The following is a 16,165-nucleotide window of genomic DNA, read 5'->3' as shown; positions in this document are numbered from 1 at the left end:
CACGTTAAGTGATCAGGATCACATGAATTACGAAACTATTGCGTGACGTAATTATGGCCGACGTCGGGGCGGCCTACGGGGCGTGTGCCGGGGCAATCGATGCGGCTGCCTCCAGAATCATCCAGGCCTGCAGTTGGGTGGAGAGCTCGACGGCGGCGCCCTCCGGATAGCTGCGGCGCGCCGGCAGTTCGGTGCGGCTGGAAAAGACCAGATGGCTGCCCCCGCGGGCGAGGCGGTCGTGGGCCGGGAGAATCCGCCGGCCCTCCCAGAGGGCCTGGGCGGTGTCATTTACGAGGGTTGACGCCGTGGCCCGGGTTTCGGCCGGAAGGCCCTCATTTAGGGCTGCAAGGGCCAGGTATCGGACCAGGATCCCGGTGAAGAGTCCGCCGTCGCCCGTTCCCTCGCAGCGCAACACCGCCGCGCTGCGGCCCAGCAGCGGCGCCGGCTGCGTGAGGCTGCGCGCCACGGCCTCCACCAGCGCGGCCGCCCGCTCGAGGTTCGCCGCGCCCCCGAGTTCCAGCAGGGCGCCGAGGACAGGCCCCTGGTTGTAGGTGTAGATGGTCTCCTCCAGCACCGCTTCGCCCGTGCCGGAAATCCGCAAGCCGTCCCGGTACAGGCCCTGTTCAGGCGCGTAGAGCCGGGCGTCGAGCCAGTCCAGCAGCGCCTGGGCCTTGGCCCGGCTGCCCGTCCGCGCGTAGTAGAGGGCCACCGGTGCGGTGGCGGGCGTGTTCTTGAAGTCCCGTTTCTTGCTCCAGAAGGTGCCGCCGCCCAGATCGTCCGTGGAAGCGGCGTCGAACTGGAGCGTCAGACTCTGCAGGACCTTGGCGTTGCGCTCCCGGCCGGTGCGTTTCCGGGAGTCCTCGGCGAGCCTGTCCAGCCGGAGCGTGGCGAGGGCCAGCCAGGCCATGTCGTCGTAGTAGTCATTGACCACCGTGAGGAAATTGCGGAGCCGAATCCCGGTGACGAGCCGGGAGGCGAGCCTGCCGGCGCTGGGCCGGTTCTCGCCGTCGAAATTGGCGCCCCGATGCCCGGGCGAGCCCAGCTCCCGGCGGCCGGCGTCCACGAGGCAGTCCAGGTAGTGCGCCTGCCACCAGTAGTGCCAGGGCCGGGACAGGTTCTTGAGCCGGCCGGAGGGCCGGAGGATTGCTCCGATGTGGGTCCCCGGCAGGAAAAAGAGCCGCTGTCCGAAGAGCCTGGTCACCGAGCGGGCGGCCTCGTCCGCGCGGAAGGACCAGTTGGGGGCGGCGTCGGCTCGGGTCATGGTTCAAGCCTAGTCGCGGGACCTGCCCGGACACCGTTCGTGACGGCGGCCTCCAGGGGTGCAGTCAAGGTCGCAGTGCAATCGTGCCGGCAGGCGTGCGGTGGAATCGTGCGGTGGAATCGTTCCGTAGGGCGCGGGCAAAGGTGCGGAATCCCGGCATTCCAGTTAACATTCACTAACTAATGTTCCCGGCGGGCCGCTGCTGCAGGCGGCGCCCGCGTCGAGGCTTCGCGGCCGGGGTTCGGTTCCACATCAAGGAGGATGCATGGACATCAAGGGTACTGTCGCGCTGATTACGGGCGGGGCCTCCGGTCTCGGAGCTGCCACGGCCCGGCGCCTGTTTGACGCCGGCGCATCGGTGGTGCTCGTGGATCTGCCGGGCTCCGCCGGGGCCGCGTTTGCCGCCGAACTCACCGAGTCCGCTCACCGTGGCACGTCCACTGGCGGCGCTGAGGCACGCGGCCGCACGGCCGTCTTTGTCCCCGCCGATGTCACCGACGAAACGCAGGTGCAGGCCGCCGTCGACGCCGCCGTCGCCCTGGGCCCGCTGCGCATCGCGGTGAACTGCGCGGGAATCGCCACCCCGGGCAAGGTCCTGGGCCGCGAGGGCGTGCTGCCCCTGGAGACCTTCAACCGCGTCATCCAGATCAACCTCGTGGGCACCTTCAACGTGATCCGCCTGGCCGCGGCCGCGATGGCCGCCACCGAGCCTGTCAGCACGGAACTGGGCGGTCCCGAACGCGGCGTCATCATCAACACCGCCTCCGTCGCCGCGTTCGACGGCCAGATCGGCCAGCCCGCCTACGCCGCCTCCAAGGGCGCCGTGGCCGCCATGACGCTGCCGATCGCCCGCGAACTCGCGCGCTCGCTCATCCGGGTGGTCACCATCGCGCCGGGGATCTTCGAGACCCCCATGATGGCCGGACTGCCGCAGGAGGCGCAGGACTCCCTGGGCCGGCAGGTGCCGCACCCCTCGCGGCTGGGCCGTCCAGCCGAATACGCCAACCTCGCAGCGCACATTGTGGACAACGCCATGCTCAACGGTGAGACCATCCGCCTCGACGGCGCCATCCGCATGGGCCCGAAATGACCCGGACCGGGCCGGCCGCCGGGGCAGCACCGGTTGCGGCAGTGGCATCTGTGGCGGGGCTGCCCGCGGCGGACTTCTTCGACTACGAATCCCTGCTCAGCGCCGCGGAGCAGGCCAAGCTCGCGGAGCTGCGGGAGTTCCTGGCGGCCGAGGTCGCCCCGTTCGCCACGGACTGGTGGAACAGGGCCGAGTTCCCGGCCCATATCCTGCCCAAGCTGGCGGCCCTGGAGCTCAGTGCCCCCGCCCAGCGCGGCTACAGCAACCTTTTCGCCGGGATCGTCATCGCCGAGATGACCCGCGTGGACACCTCGCTCGCGACCTTCTTCCTGGTCCACCATGACCTCTTCGTGGAGTCGCTCTACGGCTTCGGCTCGGACGAACAGAAGGCGCGCCTGCTCGACGACGCGGCAAGCCTGCGCACGACGGGTGCCTTTGCGCTCACCGAACCGGACCACGGTTCGGACGTCGCTGGCGGCATGGAGACCCGGGCCCGGCGGATTCCCGGCGTCGAGGCCGGCGGCGGCGACGTCTGGGTGCTCAACGGCGCCAAGCGCTGGATCGGCAACGGGACGTTCTGCGACTACATGCTGGTCTGGGCCCGGGACGAGGCCGACGGCGGCATCCGGGGCTTCATCGTCGACGCCACCTTGCCCGGCGTGAGCCGGAGCCGGATCGAGAACAAGATCGCCCTGCGCACCGTGCAGAACGCGGATATCGTCTTCACCGACGTCCGCGTGGCCGAGGCGGACCGCTTCGCCGGCATCAGCAGCTTCGAGGACACCAACGAGCTCCTGCGCGGTTCCCGGATCATGGTGGCCTGGCAGGCGGTAGGGCAGCAGCTTGCGGCGTTCGACGTCGCCCGGCAGTACGCCGTCGAACGCCAGCAGTTCGGCCGGCCGCTTGCGAAGTTCCAGCTGGTCCAGCAGCAGCTGGTGACCATGCTCGGCAATGCCGTGGCCAGCATGGGCATGATGGTCCGGATCGCGCAGCTGCAGGACCAGGGTGCCGCGGACATGCCGCAGGTGGCGCTCGCGAAGTCCTACGTCAGCGCCCGGATGCGCGAGACCGTGGCGATGGGCCGGTCCCTGCTGGGCGGCAACGGGATCGTCACCGACTACCGGATGGCAAAGATCTTCTCCGACGCCGAGGCGATCTACACCTACGAGGGCTCATTCGAGATCAACACCCTGATTACGGGGCGGGCCGTCACCGGGGTGTCCGCGATCGTCTAGCAAATCGCTTAGACGACCGTTTAGAAGAGGCCGGGCTCCTTCTCGCCGGCCGTGATGCGGTAGTCCAGGCTGTTGTTCTTCACCGGCATGGGGCAGGTGCCGTACGGGGTGAAGGCGCTGGGGTAGTTGATGGCCCGGTTGAAGTCCAGGACCACGGTTCCATCTGGCCGGGGTTTTGCGGTGGACACCTTCCGCCACTCATCCGTGCTTTCCCCATTCGTCTCATCGTGGAAGGTGACCGTCAACGCGCCGAGCTTCTCCTCCTCCGCCTGCAGGCGGAACTCGTGCTCCGAGCCCGGAAGGCGGAAGACGAGCTCGCCCACCGAGCGGTGGATCCCGTCCACCAGTGGGTTGGCGGTGCCGATCGGCACGTCCACGGGCTCCGGATAGGGCACGAACCGGGCCTCGATCACCAGGTCCGGACGGAAGTCGAAGGTGGGCACGCCGTCGAACCCGGTGAACACCGGTGACTGGGAGTCTCTCGTGCGGATGGCGTACTTGCCGGCCCGCATGGCGAGTTCCACCACCACCTGGCGGCCGTCGTCGCCGCCGTACTGCACCCACATCAACGATTCCTCGTCGGCGAGTTCGGCACTGACGGTCCCGTCCACGGGTTCGCCGGTCTCCACGAGGGTCAGGCCCTCGGGCGCGGCGGCCGTGAGGCGGGCCGCCGTGCCGTCCGTGGACCAGAGCCCCGGGGCGAGCTCGACGGCGGACGGACGGTCCTCCAGCCACTGAAAGGACGTCAGCGTCAGCCAGCCGTGCTCACTCGCGAGGGCCGCGTTGCGGCTGTTCCGGAAGCGCTGCCAGCGGGCGAGCTGGGGATCCTTCGCTGGATCAGTTGCGGGCATGGAATCAGGTGTGGGCTTCGAACGATTCCCTGGTTCAGGAGTGATCATGGGCACCTCCAGAGGTATCGGCCCAACTAGCTCGCAGCAGGGGTCGCTTTGACGCCTCAAAACGGCCCCTGCTGCGAGTCAGTTGGGGGTGGGTGGAGTTTCGAGGCTGGCTGCCACGAGCTGGGCCGCCGCGGCGCCGGCCGCGGCGGCCGCATCAGGGTCGCCGTCGAGCACCCCGCTGGCCAGCCCGCCGTCGAGCAGCAGGGTCAGGCCGCGGGCCAGCTGGTCCGGGTCGTGCGCGCCGGCGCGCACGGCCAGATCCCTGATCCAGGCGCGGATCTGCTGTTTGTGGGCCACGGTCCGGTCGTGGACCCTGGTGCCGGAGGCCGACTCGGCGGCCGCATTGATGAAGGCGCAGCCGCGGTAGCCGTCGCGCCGGCAGGCCGTGGTCAGGGCATCGAACAGGCCCACGAGCTGCGCGGCGGGGTCTTCCCCGGCGGCTTCGGCTGCGGCGTGAAGCTGCCCGGTCCAGACGCCGTCGACCCTCTCCAGATACGCCAGGATGAGGTCGTCCTTGGCCGGAAAGTACTTGTAGAACGTGGCTTTCGCGACGCCGGACTCGGCGATGATCGTATCGATGCCGGCGGCCCGGAGTCCCTGCGCATAAAAGAGGCGGAAGGCCGTGGCCAGGATCTTCTCCCGGGCCTGCCCGGCGGGGGTCCGGGCAGCCGGCGGGGCGGTGGCTGCTGGCGACGTCATGTCACAATCGTACACAGACAAGTCTGTCTATGCCCGGCTCGTCCTTGATGTAGCGTCCAGCCTGCCCGGTGTTGTCGCCAGCCTATGGGCGTGTGGCCAGGCCCTGCACGAGCAGCCGCCAGACCTCCCGCAGCTCGGAGCCGATGGCCGGGTCCGCCCATTCCGCCGCGTGCAGCGGGTGGTGGAACCGTGCGGTCGCGTGCAGGACGGCACGGCCGGCCGTGACCGGATCCTTCACCACAAACTCGCCGCTGCTGACGCCGTCGGCAATGATCGCGGTGATCATGGCGGCCAGATGGTCGACGTGGGCCGCCACGACTTCCCGCGCCTCGGTGGTCAACTGGCTGAAGGTGGCAAACAGCTCGGGATCATTCAGTGCCAAGCCCTGTTTGATGGCAGCGAGGCGTTCCAGCCAGCGGAGCAGGCGTTCCGCGGCCGGGCCGTTCGTATCCCGGGCAGGATCCAGCGGCTCCACGAGACGGTCCAGCCAGCGCCGGGCCACCGCGTCCCGGAGCGCCACCTTCGTGGGGAAGTGCCGGTACACGCTGCCGTGGCTGACGCCGAGGGCCTTCGCAACGTCCACCACTGTGGCCTTGGCCGGCCCGAAGCGCCGCAGCACATCTTCGGCGGCGTCGAGGATGCGTTCCTCCGTCAGGACGGCGACGGCAGGCGTCACCGGCGTTCGCTGTCTAGCCAGGCCATCTGGCCGGCGTCGTAGCGGGTGCCCGCGGCGGCGCCGGCCGGGACGGCGGCCTCGATCGCTGCCAGGTCTTCGCCGGAGAGGACCAGGTCGGCCGCTCCCAGCGATTCGGTGAGCCGATCGCGACGGCGGGCGCCGACGAGGGGGACGATGTCCTCGCCGCGGGACAGGACCCAGGCGATGGCGAGCTGGGCGACGGTCGCGCCCTTGCGGTCCGCGATGCCGCGCAGCCGTTCGACGAGTTCGAGATTTCGCTGCAGGTTCTCGCCGGAGAATCGGGGGAGGTGGGCCCGGAAATCGCGCCGGTTTCCGGTGCCGGCCGCGGGCCAGTGACCCGATACCAAGCCGCGGGACAGTACGCCGTAGGCGGTGATGCCGATACCGAGTTCGCGGGCCGTCGGCAGGATGTCCTGCTCGATGCCGCGGGAAATCAGGGAGTATTCGATCTGGAGATCGGAGACCGGGTGGACGGCGTTGGCGCGGCGCAGGGTTTCGGCGCCCACTTCGGACAGGCCGATGTGGCGGATGAGGCCCTGCTTCACGAGCCCGGCCAGGGCCCCCATGGTCTCTTCCACCGGGACGGTCGGATCGAGGCGGGTGGGCCGGTAAATGTCAACGTAGTCTGTACCCAATCGCCGCAGGCTGTAGGCCAGGAAGTTCTTGATCGCGGCGGGGCGGGTGTCCACGCCGTTCCATCCGCCCCGGGCGTCTCGCAGCGCGCCGAATTTCACGCTGATCAGGGCGTCCTCGCGCCGGCGGCCGCGGAGCGCATCACGCAGCAGCATTTCGTTGTGTCCCATGCCGTAGAAGTCCCCGGTGTCCAGCAGCGTCACGCCGGCGTCGAGGGCGGCATGGATCGTGGCCACGCTCTCGGCGTCGTCGGCCGGTCCATAAAGATCGGACATGCCCATCAGTCCGAGGCCGATGGGAGCCGTGGCGGGGCCCCTGGAGCCCAGGGTGCGGGTGGGACCGAGCGGAGAAGTTGTCATGGAACTAGGCTACAACGATGGACTGACGGATTTCAATATCTGTCAGTCCATCGCTTTCGGTTCCCGCCGGCGCTTTTCCTTATTGCTGTAGACAGGTCTGTCTGATAGCGTCTTGCCCACACGTAGACGAACCTGTCTACTCCACTGATTCAGAATGAGGATGCCATGAAGATTGCAGTACTGGGAACCGGCATGGTGGGGCGCACGATTGCCGGCGCGCTGGCGGGCCTGGGGCACGACGTCGTGATCGGCACCCGCGACCCGCAGGCGACACTTGCCCGGACGGAGCCGGACATGATGGGCACGCCGCCGTTCGCCCAATGGCACGCCGGGAACTCCGGAGTCGGCGTCGCCGCGTTTGCCGATGCCGCGGCCGGGGCGGAGCTGATCGTCAACGCCACGAACGGCGGCGGCTCTTTGGCTGCCCTGACCGCTGCAGGCTCGGGGAACCTCGCCGGCAAGGTCATCATGGACATCGCCAACCCGCTGGACTTCTCGCAGGGCATGCCGCCGTCGTTGAACCCGGTCAACACGGACAGCCTGGGCGAGCAGATCCAGCGGTCCTTCCCTGGGGCGCACGTGGTGAAAACCCTCAACACCATGACGGCTTCGGTGATGGTGGATCCCGCGCGGGTGGCCGGCGGCGAGCACTCGGTGTTCGTCTCCGGCAACGACGCCGACGCCAAAGCCGCAGTGACCGGGATCCTCAAGAGTTTCGGCCACCGCGACGTGATCGACCTCGGCGACATCACCAGTGCCCGCGGGGCGGAAATGATCCTGCCGATCTGGCTGCGGATCTGGGGCGCGCTGGGCACGGGCGAGTTCAACTTCAAGATCGCGCGGTAGGTCCCGGAGGGGACTGACACTATCTGAGACGGAATTCCGGACGGGAGTGCCTCCGGGTAACATCCCATGGGAAGAAGTAATCCGGCTCACAGTATCCAGCGCAGTGTACGAGCCACGTCGAACCCTCGAAAGATAGTTTCCATGGCTGACACTGCAATGCATTCCGACACCGATCTTGCGGCCGAACTCCGGGCCGACGTCCGCCGCGTTTCCACCCTTCTCGGCGAATCCCTGGTCCGCCAGCACGGGCCGGAACTCCTGGACCTCGTCGAGCAGGTGCGCCTGCTGACCAAGGAATCCAAGGAAGCCGCCCGGGGCGGGGCGGACGCCACCGGGCCGTGGAGCTCGTACGACGTCGTCGCCCAGGTCCGCGAACTGCTCGGCTCCCTGCCGCTCGAGCAGGCCACCGACCTGGTCCGCGCCTTCGCGTTCTACTTCCACCTGGCGAACGCCGCCGAGCAGGTCCACCGGGTCCGCGGGCTGCGCACCCGGCAGGAAAAGGACGGCTGGCTCGCCAAGGCCGTCGAGGAGATCGCGGACCAGGCCGGCAGTTCCGTGCTGCAGGAGGTCGTCAACGAACTAGACGTCCGCCCCATCTTCACAGCGCACCCCACCGAGGCCTCCCGCCGCTCGGTGCTGGACAAGATCCGCCGGCTCTCGGACATCCTTGCCGAATCGACGGCGGAGGGCACGTCCGCGCGTCGCCGCCAGGACCGCCACCTGTCCGAAGTGATCGACCAGATGTGGCAGACCGACGAACTCCGCCAGGTCCGGCCGACCCCCGTCGATGAAGCCCGGAATGCCATCTACTACCTCACCGGCATCCTCAGCGACGCCATGCCGGAAATGCTCTCGGACCTGTCCGAGCTGCTCGCCGAGCACGGCGTCACGCTGCCGACGCAGAAGGCGCCGATCCGCTTCGGCTCCTGGATCGGCGGCGACCGCGACGGCAACCCCAACGTCACCGCCGCGGTCACCCGCGAGATCCTCCAGATCCAGAACCAGCACGCCGTGCGGATCAGCATCGGCCTGATCGACGGGCTGATCTCCATCCTGTCCAACTCGACCGCGCTGGCAGGGGCGGACCAGGAACTCCTGGACTCGATCGACGTCGACCTCAAGAACCTGCCCGGCCTGGACCGCCGTGTCCTCGAGCTCAACGCGCAGGAGCCGTACCGGCTGAAGCTGACCTGCATCAAGGCCAAGCTGATCAACACCGGCCGTCGGGTCGCCGCCGGATCCGCGCACGAGCCCGGCCGCGACTACGTCGCCACCGCGGAGCTCCTCACCGAACTCGGCCTGCTGGAACGCTCGCTGCGGAACCACCACGGCGCGCTTGCCGCCGACGGCGCCCTGTCCCGGGTCCGCCGCGCCATCGCCTCCTTCGGCCTGCACCTGGCCACCCTCGACATCCGCGAGCACGCCGACCACCACCATGACGCCGTCGGGCAGCTGATGGACCGCCTCGGCGGCCCGGGTGTCCGGTACGCGGAGCTCAGCCGCGCCGAGCGGCTTGAGGTCCTGGGCTCCGAACTCGCGTCCCGGCGCCCGCTCTCGGGCCACCCGATCAAGCTCGACGGCGTCGCCGACGGCACGTACGACGTCTTCCGGGAGATCCGGCGCGCCCTGCGCACCTACGGCCCCGACGTGATCGAGACCTACATCATCTCCATGACCCGCGGCGCGGACGACGTCTTGGCCGCGGCCGTGCTGGCCCGCGAGGCCGGCCTGGTCAGCCTCTTCGGCGAGGCGCCCTATGCCAAGATCGGCTTCGCCCCGCTGCTGGAGACCGTGGAGGAGCTGCGTGCCTCGGCCGAGATCGTGGACCGGCTGCTCTCTGATTCGTCCTACCGCGAGCTGGTCCGGCTGCGCGGCGATGTGCAGGAAATCATGCTCGGCTATTCGGACTCCAACAAGGAATCCGGCGTCATGACGAGCCAGTGGGAAATCTACAAGACCCAGCGCAAGCTCCGGGACGTGGCGGCGAAGCACGGCGTCCGGGTGCGCCTCTTCCACGGCCGGGGCGGCTCCGTGGGCCGCGGCGGCGGGCCGACCTACGACGCCATCATGGCCCAGCCCAACGGCGTGCTCGAAGGGGAGATCAAGTTCACCGAGCAGGGCGAGGTCATCTCGGACAAGTACTCCCTGCCTGAACTGGCCCGCGAAAACCTGGAACTCTCCCTCGCCGCGGTGATGCAGGGCTCGGCGCTGCACCGTGCGCCGCGGACCTCCGAGGACCAGCGCGTGCGCTACGGCCACGTCATGGAAACCGTCTCCGACGCCGCGTTTGCCCGCTACCGCACGCTGATTGACGACCCCGACCTGCCCGCCTACTTCATGGCCTCCACCCCGGTGGAGCAGCTGGGGTCCCTGAACATCGGATCCCGCCCGTCCAAGCGGCCCGATTCCGGCGCCGGCCTTGAGGGCCTGCGGGCCATTCCGTGGGTCTTCGGCTGGACGCAGTCACGGCAGATCGTCCCGGGCTGGTTCGGCGTCGGATCCGGCCTCAAAGCCGCGCGTGAGGCCGGAAACTCAGCCCAGCTCAAGGAGATGATCGAGGGCTGGCACTTCTTCCGCTCCGTGCTTTCCAATGTTGAGATGACCCTGGCCAAGACGGACATGGACATTGCCGGCTACTACGTCTCCACCCTGGTGCCGGAGGAACTGCACCACCTGTTCCACACCATCCGGGCAGAGTATGAGCTGACCGTGGCGGAAATTCAGAACCTCACCGGCGAGCACGTGATCCTCGACGCCCAGCCCACCCTCAAGCGCTCACTGGAGATCCGGGACCAGTACCTCGATCCGATCAGCTACCTGCAGGTGGAACTCCTGCGCCGCGTCCGGGCCGAGGCCGGGGCGAGCATCTCCGGCGCCGAGATCGACGAGCGACTCCAGCGCGCCATGCTGATCACCGTCAACGGCGTCGCCGCCGGGCTACGCAACACGGGCTAACCGGCCCCCCGGTTTCGATCCTCCCTCAGGATCTGCGGGAGGATCGGAGGGCGGATAGGGTTGTTTCATGCCGTCGTTCCAGACCAGACTGAAGATCACCGGACTCAAGCCGGGCAACCACCCGGAAGCGGTCATGGCCGCGGCTGTCGAGGCGCTCGGGACGCGGCACCACGTCGAATCCCACCAGCTTGATCTCGCCGGCGGCGTGCCGCAGCTGAATCTGCGCTTCCTGGTCGACGCCACCGCGTACAGCACCGAGAACAGCCAGGCGCTCGAATCGGCCGCCATGATGCGCGACGCCGTCGAACGCGTTGCGCTTACCGGTGCGCTGACGGTGCTGCGGCGCAGCCGAGGCCGCTGGGCGCCAGTCTAGAAAGTTCGGCGTCTAGAAGTCGAGTTCCTCGTCCGGGTCGCCGGGGGCGGGCGCGACGGGGGACCGGCTGCCCCGCCGCCGCGTCACGATCACGCCCACGATCGCGCCGATCAGCAGCCCGACGCCCACACCGATCAGGGAGCTCGCCCAGAAGGGGAGCCGGGTGGCCGAACCTGTGAAATAGCCCAGCGCCACGGACCAGCTGGCCCAGAGCAGGCCGCCGAGGGCCGCGCAGAGGCTGAACCCGCGCGTCGAAACGTTCGCGATGCCTGCCGCAGCCGTCGTGGCGAGCCGTCCGCCGGGGATGAAACGGAGGCCGATGATCGCGCCATACGTGGAGGACCGGCCTGCCTTCGCAATCGCCGAGTGCACAGCCGCGTGGAACTGCAGGCCCCATTTCCAGCGGTCAAGCACGTGGCTGAGCCGCCGCTTGAACAGTTGGAACACCAGCAGATCCCCCAGCCAGGAGGACACGGCGGCGAAGAGCACTACGAGGAAGCCGTTGACGTGGCCCTCCGCGGAGAGCGCGCCGCCGGTGATGACGAGCATTTCTGAGGGGATGGGCGGAAAGATGGCATCGCCGATCACGAAGGGGAAGATCCAGAAATAGATCGCGGCGCCCCAGCTGTCCGCATTTCCGAAGTCCATGGGCACAAGGTACCGCACTTCCAGCCTGCTATCGGGCTTCGCTCAGGTTCAGGCCGCTGCGGTACTCCACCGGGATCCCCGAGATGGGGTCGATGAAACGGATTCCGCGGGCCAGGAGCTGTAGCGGCTTGGTGTAATCGTCCGGGGCTTTGTCCAGCAGTTCCGGGTAGAACGCATCGTTGACGATCCCCAGCCCGAGGGAGGCCATGTGCACGCGGAGCTGATGGGTTTTCCCCGAGTGCGGCTCCAACCGGTACAGCGCCCGGCGTCCGGGGCCGCCGTCGTTACTGCCTAGTGGGCCGCCGTCGGTCTCGCGTGAAACATGCGCGTTGGCGTCCGTTGCGCCGGTGGCGTCAAATGTCCGCAGCCGCTCGATCCGGGTTTCCGCGTTGGGTTCGCCGTCAATGACCTCGGCGAGCAGGTAGCTGCGGGACTTGGTCATCCGGTTGCGCACCACCACGGGGAAGTCGACCGCGGGGTGGCCCGGGGCCGGTTCGGCGGCGGACACGCACTCGTATTCCTTCTGGACTTGGCGCTTTTCGAACAACACTTGGTACTTGCCCCGGGTCTCGGGGTTCGTGGAGAGCAACAGGATGCCGGCCGTCATACGGTCCAGGCGGTGCATCGGGATGAGGTCCGGCAGGCCGAGCTGGTTCCGGAGCCGGACCAGGGCTGACTCCTGGATGTACGTCCCGCCGGGGGTGGTGGGCAGGAAGTGCGGCTTGTCCACGACCAGCAGATGATCGTCCTGGTGCAGGATGGTTAGCTCCACGGGGATCCGCGTCTCCGGCGGCAGGGTGCGGTAGTACCAGATGAAGGTGTGGTCCTGCAGCGGCGTGGCGCGGTCCAGCGCCACCCCGGCCTCGCCAACGATCTCGCCGGCGTCGAACCGGTCCTCGATGCCCTGCGGATCGATGTGCCCCCAGCGGTGCATCATGTAATCCAGCGCAGTCTCCCAGGGCCCCTCGTCCGGCAGGCGCAGGCGCGTTGCATTGACGCCGTCGCGCACGGGGAGGGGGGATTGCATCACGGGTCTATTCTACGTGTGCGCCTCTTGCCCACCGTCCCGCGCGCGGCCCGCCCGCCCCTGCCCCGCCTCTGCGCCCAGTTCGCCGGACGGGTGCGAATTCGCCGGAAGCTTACGGCGAACTGGTACGTCTCCGGCGAACTGGCGAAACCGGGCCTGCCGTCCGCCGGCCCGCCGACCAGAAAAAAGTTCTTGACAAATAAAATTGTCGGCGAGCAGACTTGAAGCATGTTGGATATCGAAGTGATCGAGGATCCGGCCGCTGCGGAGGCCTCCCTGGACCCGATCCGGACCCGGATCCTGCGCGAGCTGGCCGAGCCCGGATCGGCAACGCAGCTCGCCGCGAAGGTGGGTCTGCCGCGGCAGAAGGTGAACTACCACCTCAAAGCCCTCGAACGGCACGGGCTCGTCGAGCTCGTCGAGGAGCGGCGGCGAGGCAACGTCACCGAACGCATCCTGCAGGCGACGGCGGCGTCGTACCTGATTTCGCCGGCGGCGCTGGCTTCCGTGGCGCCGGACCCGCACCGGTTCTCGGACCGTTTCTCGGCCTTCTGGCTGCTGGCGCTTGCCGCACGCATGGTCCAGGAGATGGGCCAGCTGATCGCCGGTGCGGCCGCGGCCAAACAGAAACTTGCCACCTTCGCGATCGACGGCGAGATCACTTTCCGCTCGGCGGCGGACCGGGCGGCCTTCGCCGAGGAGCTCGGCGTCGCCGTGACCCGACTCGTGGACAAGTACCACGACGCCGGACCGGGACCCGCAGCGGGTTCTCCGGCGGCGGGACGCAGGCACCGGCTCGTCGTCGCGCTCCACCCGGCCCTCAAAGCGCCGGCAGCCAAACCGGCGCCCGCCGATTCACACGCCACAGACGGACAAACTACAGACCCGCAAGCTAAGGAGCAGGACAATGACTGACAAGCGTGAATTTGAGATTGTCTACGACACCGAACTCCCCGGCACCCCGGAGCGGGTGTGGGAGGCCGTCACCAAGGACACCCCGGCCTGGATGTTCCCCACGGACCAGTGGCCGGCGGTCCGGACCGTGGATGAGTACCCGGCACACCTCGTGTCCCGGATGGACGGTCCGGATGGCTGGTTCAACCAGCTCGAGCACGTCCTGGAACCGCTCGACGGCGGCCGCGCCCGGCTGCACTACGTGCACAGTGGCATTTTCGCGGACAACTGGGATGAGCAGTACGACGGCGCCAGCAAGCACACCGCGTTTTATCTGCACACTTTGGGTCAGTACCTGAAGTACTTCGACGGCAAGCCCGTGGTCTTCACGGACATCCAGGCGCCGGACGCATCGCAGACCCCGGACGGCTTCGACCGGCTCAAGAAGGCCCTTGGCGTTGGCGCTGCGGCCCAGGGGGACACGGTCCAGCTGGAGCTCGACGGCGTTGGCCCGCTCACCGGCGAAGTGGACTTCGCCAACGAGAACTTCCTTGGGCTGCGGACCGCCGATACGATGTACCGCTTCTTCGGGCGCAACGCCTTCGGGGCGCCGGTGGGCATGACCGTGCACGACTTCAGCGGCGCCGGGGACTCCGCGGCGACGGAGAAGGCCTGGGCCGGGTTCCTGGCGAAGGTGTACGCGTAGGGCCGCGACACGCATCCCGCGTGGCGAGGCGCATTCCACCTGGTGACGCGCATCCCGGCCGGCGACGCGCAAATGCCTTGTCGACACCCGGAATCGGGCGTCGACAAGGCATTTGCGCAGCGCAGGAGAGTGTGGGCGTCTCCGGGTCGTTTGCGCGGCGCAGGAAAGTGTGGGCGTCGCCGGGTGTCGTTCCCCGCCACGGCTGCGCTCAGGCGATGGCGACAGCTGGCGGTCCCGTCAGGTCCCGGCGGCCGGCGAGCTCTCTTCGCAGTTGCGGCGATGCCTCGAGCCGGTCCTGCGCGGCCCGTAAGGCCAGGACCGCCGTTTTCAGTTGGTCCGGGGGCAGGGTGAACGGCAGCCGCAGGTATTGCTCGAACGCGCCGCCGACGCCGAAACGGGGTCCGGCGGCGAGCCGGATTCCGACGTCGGGAGCCACCACCGCGAGGGCGGTGCTGATCGGCACCGGGAGACGGCACCAGAGGGACAGTCCGCCGTCGGGCCGTTCCGGCTCCCAGCCCGGCAGGTGCTCGCGCACCAGTTCCAGTAGGGTGTCCCGGTTCTCGCGCAGCGCGGCGAGCCGGGCCGGGAGCGGCTCGGCGATGGCGTTGACCAGATGCGCCGCCGCGAGCTGCTCCACGACGGGTCCGCCGAGGTCCAGGGTGGTGCGGGCGGCGGCGAAACGCTGGATGAGGGGCTCGCTGGCGCGGATCCAGCCGGTGCGCAGGCCTGCCCAGTGCGACTTGCTGAGCGAACCTAGGGAGACCACCGCGGGGCTGAACGCGGCCACGGGAGTGGAGTGTGCGCCGTCGAGATTCAGCTCCCGCAAGGTCTCGTCCACCACCAGCACGGTGCCCGACGCGGCGGCTGCCTTCACGAGGCGGCGCCGCTGGGCGTCGGGCATCAGCCGCCCTGTGGGGTTGTGGAAGTCCGGCACCACATAGGCCATCGCGGGCCGTTGCTGCAGTAGCGCTGATTCCATGGCCTCGAAGTCCCAGCCGCCAGCGCCGTGGTGAGGAACGCCGTGGTTGCCAATTCCGTGGTGACCTGCGCCGTTGCCCGCCGTGCCGGTGTGGCCTGTGCCGGTGCGGCCCGTGCCCGTCGGCCCTGGGGCGGGCATGGCCACGGGGACCGGCCGGCACCCCGCGGCCCGGATCGCGTCCAGGGCGTTCGGGTAGCTGGGATGTTCCACGAGCACCTTGGTGCCCGGCCGGCCGGCCAGGGTGCGGAGCACAATGTTCAGGGCATGCTGTGCGCCCGAGGTGACCAGGATCTGCCCGGCCGTCGTGGGCACCCCCGCCGCGGTGTACCGGGCGGCGATGGCTTCGCGGAGCGGGCCCACGCCCAGGGCGTCATAGCCGAAGCCCGGCAACAGCGCCGGCAGCTCCGTCAGCGCCGCGGCAAAGGCCCGGTGCACCACTTCGCCGCTGGCCGGGAGGGAGGCGTAGGCCAGGTCCAGGATCCCGTCCGGTACGGCCAGCCCGGGGGCACCGCTCAGCCTTAGTGCACTGTCGCGGCCCCCGGCGTGCCCAGGCCCCTGGCTCGGGATGCAGCTGCGGCTCCGGCTGCCCTGACCGCTGCTGAGGAAGCCCTGCTCGCGCAGCTGAGCGTACGCCGCAGTTACCGTCGTGCGGCTGATTCCAAGGCTTACGGCCAGGGAGCGCTCGCTCGGCAGGGCGACATCCAGGGCAATGCGCCCGTCGAGGATGAGCAGGCGGACGACGTCGGCCAGCTCGCGGTAGGCGGGTGCAGCACCAACGTTCCACTCGCCCAGCTGGCGGGCCAGTGATCCGGGCGTCAGAGAAATCGGCATGTAGCCAGTATTTCAAACTGGCTATGGATTACAAGG

General features: G+C 68.8%; 15 protein-coding genes. 7 read left to right on the top strand and 8 right to left on the bottom strand.

The window, feature by feature from the left end:
• Positions 1 to 73: 73 nt before the first annotated feature.
• On the bottom strand, positions 74 to 1,261 hold the full coding sequence (locus tag C9424_RS12205) for a glycoside hydrolase family 76 protein (protein WP_116767099.1): 1,188 nt from the start codon (positions 1,259 to 1,261) through the stop codon (positions 74 to 76).
• A 265-nt stretch (positions 1,262 to 1,526) separates the two neighbouring features.
• Here C9424_RS12205 and C9424_RS12200 point away from each other — a divergent pair, with 265 nt between their 5' ends.
• On the top strand, positions 1,527 to 2,351 hold the full coding sequence (locus tag C9424_RS12200; protein ID WP_116767098.1) for an SDR family NAD(P)-dependent oxidoreductase: 825 nt from the start codon (positions 1,527 to 1,529) through the stop codon (positions 2,349 to 2,351).
• Complete coding sequence (locus C9424_RS12195; RefSeq protein ID WP_116767097.1) at positions 2,348 to 3,583, top strand: acyl-CoA dehydrogenase family protein; 1,236 nt, start codon at positions 2,348 to 2,350, stop codon at positions 3,581 to 3,583. Before C9424_RS12200 ends, C9424_RS12195 begins: the two co-directional genes overlap by 4 nt.
• A gap of 20 nt (positions 3,584 to 3,603) precedes the next feature.
• Here the strand turns inward: C9424_RS12195 and C9424_RS12190 are convergent, their stop codons facing one another.
• From C9424_RS12190 to C9424_RS12175, 4 genes are all read right to left on the bottom strand, one after another.
• A complete protein-coding gene (locus C9424_RS12190) occupies positions 3,604 to 4,434 on the bottom strand; it encodes a DUF1684 domain-containing protein (RefSeq protein WP_116767096.1) in 831 nt (276 codons plus the stop codon).
• Positions 4,435 to 4,560: 126 nt separating this feature from the next.
• Positions 4,561 to 5,181, bottom strand: a complete 621-nt coding sequence (locus C9424_RS12185; protein WP_116767095.1) for a TetR/AcrR family transcriptional regulator — start codon at positions 5,179 to 5,181, stop codon at positions 4,561 to 4,563.
• 82 nt (positions 5,182 to 5,263) lie between these two features.
• A complete protein-coding gene (locus tag C9424_RS12180) occupies positions 5,264 to 5,857 on the bottom strand; it encodes a TetR family transcriptional regulator (protein WP_116767094.1) in 594 nt (197 codons plus the stop codon).
• Positions 5,854 to 6,870, bottom strand: coding sequence for an aldo/keto reductase (locus C9424_RS12175; RefSeq protein WP_116767093.1), 1,017 nt, complete (start codon positions 6,868 to 6,870; stop codon positions 5,854 to 5,856). Before C9424_RS12175 ends, C9424_RS12180 begins: the two co-directional genes overlap by 4 nt.
• Positions 6,871 to 7,035: 165 nt before the next feature.
• Here C9424_RS12175 and C9424_RS12170 point away from each other — a divergent pair, with 165 nt between their 5' ends.
• The 3 genes from C9424_RS12170 (at position 7,036) to C9424_RS12160 (ending at position 11,044) form a co-directional block, all read left to right on the top strand.
• Entirely contained in the window at positions 7,036 to 7,716 is a 681-nt protein-coding gene (locus C9424_RS12170; protein WP_116767092.1) for an NADPH-dependent F420 reductase, read from the top strand.
• A 141-nt stretch (positions 7,717 to 7,857) separates the two neighbouring features.
• A complete protein-coding gene (gene ppc / locus C9424_RS12165) occupies positions 7,858 to 10,671 on the top strand; it encodes a phosphoenolpyruvate carboxylase (RefSeq protein WP_116767091.1) in 2,814 nt (937 codons plus the stop codon).
• A gap of 67 nt (positions 10,672 to 10,738) precedes the next feature.
• Positions 10,739 to 11,044 carry a hypothetical protein gene (locus C9424_RS12160; protein ID WP_116767090.1) on the top strand — a complete coding sequence of 102 codons (306 nt, stop codon included), beginning with the start codon at positions 10,739 to 10,741 and terminating at the stop codon, positions 11,042 to 11,044.
• Positions 11,045 to 11,056: 12 nt separating this feature from the next.
• Here the strand turns inward: C9424_RS12160 and C9424_RS12155 are convergent, their stop codons facing one another.
• Positions 11,057 to 11,692, bottom strand: coding sequence for a DedA family protein (locus C9424_RS12155; protein WP_116767089.1), 636 nt, complete (start codon positions 11,690 to 11,692; stop codon positions 11,057 to 11,059).
• Between the two features lie 28 nt (positions 11,693 to 11,720).
• On the bottom strand, positions 11,721 to 12,719 hold the full coding sequence (locus tag C9424_RS12150; RefSeq protein ID WP_116767088.1) for an RluA family pseudouridine synthase: 999 nt from the start codon (positions 12,717 to 12,719) through the stop codon (positions 11,721 to 11,723).
• 228 nt (positions 12,720 to 12,947) lie between these two features.
• Between C9424_RS12150 and C9424_RS12145 the strand changes: the two genes are divergently transcribed.
• Together C9424_RS12145 and C9424_RS12140 are read left to right on the top strand one after the other, a co-directional pair.
• Positions 12,948 to 13,634 carry a winged helix-turn-helix domain-containing protein gene (locus tag C9424_RS12145; protein ID WP_116767087.1) on the top strand — a complete coding sequence of 229 codons (687 nt, stop codon included), beginning with the start codon at positions 12,948 to 12,950 and terminating at the stop codon, positions 13,632 to 13,634.
• A complete protein-coding gene (locus C9424_RS12140) occupies positions 13,627 to 14,319 on the top strand; it encodes an SRPBCC family protein (protein ID WP_116767086.1) in 693 nt (230 codons plus the stop codon). Before C9424_RS12145 ends, C9424_RS12140 begins: the two co-directional genes overlap by 8 nt.
• A gap of 208 nt (positions 14,320 to 14,527) precedes the next feature.
• On the opposite strand, the gene C9424_RS12135 is transcribed toward C9424_RS12140, so the two are convergent.
• Complete coding sequence (locus C9424_RS12135) at positions 14,528 to 16,129, bottom strand: aminotransferase-like domain-containing protein (RefSeq protein WP_116767085.1); 1,602 nt, start codon at positions 16,127 to 16,129, stop codon at positions 14,528 to 14,530.
• Positions 16,130 to 16,165 lie beyond the last annotated feature (36 nt).

The sequence above is a fragment of the Arthrobacter sp. H-02-3 genome (genome assembly GCF_003097355.1).
GTDB lineage: Bacteria > Actinomycetota > Actinomycetes > Actinomycetales > Micrococcaceae > Arthrobacter > Arthrobacter humicola.
Note: the sequence above shows the minus strand (reverse complement) of the source record. Positions and strands in the feature narration are given on the sequence as shown.

Coding starts and splice junctions, on each gene's coding strand:
- C9424_RS12200 (WP_116767098.1), top strand. CDS start 1,527: ATGGACATCAAGGGTACTGTCGCGCTGATTACGGGCGGGGCCTCCGGT.
- C9424_RS12160 (WP_116767090.1), top strand. CDS start 10,739: ATGCCGTCGTTCCAGACCAGACTGAAGATCACCGGACTCAAGCCGGGC.
- C9424_RS12190 (WP_116767096.1), bottom strand. CDS start 4,434: ATGCCCGCAACTGATCCAGCGAAGGATCCCCAGCTCGCCCGCTGGCAG.
- ppc (WP_116767091.1), top strand. CDS start 7,858: ATGGCTGACACTGCAATGCATTCCGACACCGATCTTGCGGCCGAACTC.
- C9424_RS12140 (WP_116767086.1), top strand. CDS start 13,627: ATGACTGACAAGCGTGAATTTGAGATTGTCTACGACACCGAACTCCCC.
- C9424_RS12205 (WP_116767099.1), bottom strand. CDS start 1,261: ATGACCCGAGCCGACGCCGCCCCCAACTGGTCCTTCCGCGCGGACGAG.
- C9424_RS12195 (WP_116767097.1), top strand. CDS start 2,348: ATGACCCGGACCGGGCCGGCCGCCGGGGCAGCACCGGTTGCGGCAGTG.
- C9424_RS12175 (WP_116767093.1), bottom strand. CDS start 6,870: ATGACAACTTCTCCGCTCGGTCCCACCCGCACCCTGGGCTCCAGGGGC.
- C9424_RS12155 (WP_116767089.1), bottom strand. CDS start 11,692: ATGGACTTCGGAAATGCGGACAGCTGGGGCGCCGCGATCTATTTCTGG.
- C9424_RS12150 (WP_116767088.1), bottom strand. CDS start 12,719: ATGCAATCCCCCCTCCCCGTGCGCGACGGCGTCAATGCAACGCGCCTG.
- C9424_RS12135 (WP_116767085.1), bottom strand. CDS start 16,129: ATGCCGATTTCTCTGACGCCCGGATCACTGGCCCGCCAGCTGGGCGAG.
- C9424_RS12185 (WP_116767095.1), bottom strand. CDS start 5,181: ATGACGTCGCCAGCAGCCACCGCCCCGCCGGCTGCCCGGACCCCCGCC.
- C9424_RS12170 (WP_116767092.1), top strand. CDS start 7,036: ATGAAGATTGCAGTACTGGGAACCGGCATGGTGGGGCGCACGATTGCC.
- C9424_RS12145 (WP_116767087.1), top strand. CDS start 12,948: ATGTTGGATATCGAAGTGATCGAGGATCCGGCCGCTGCGGAGGCCTCC.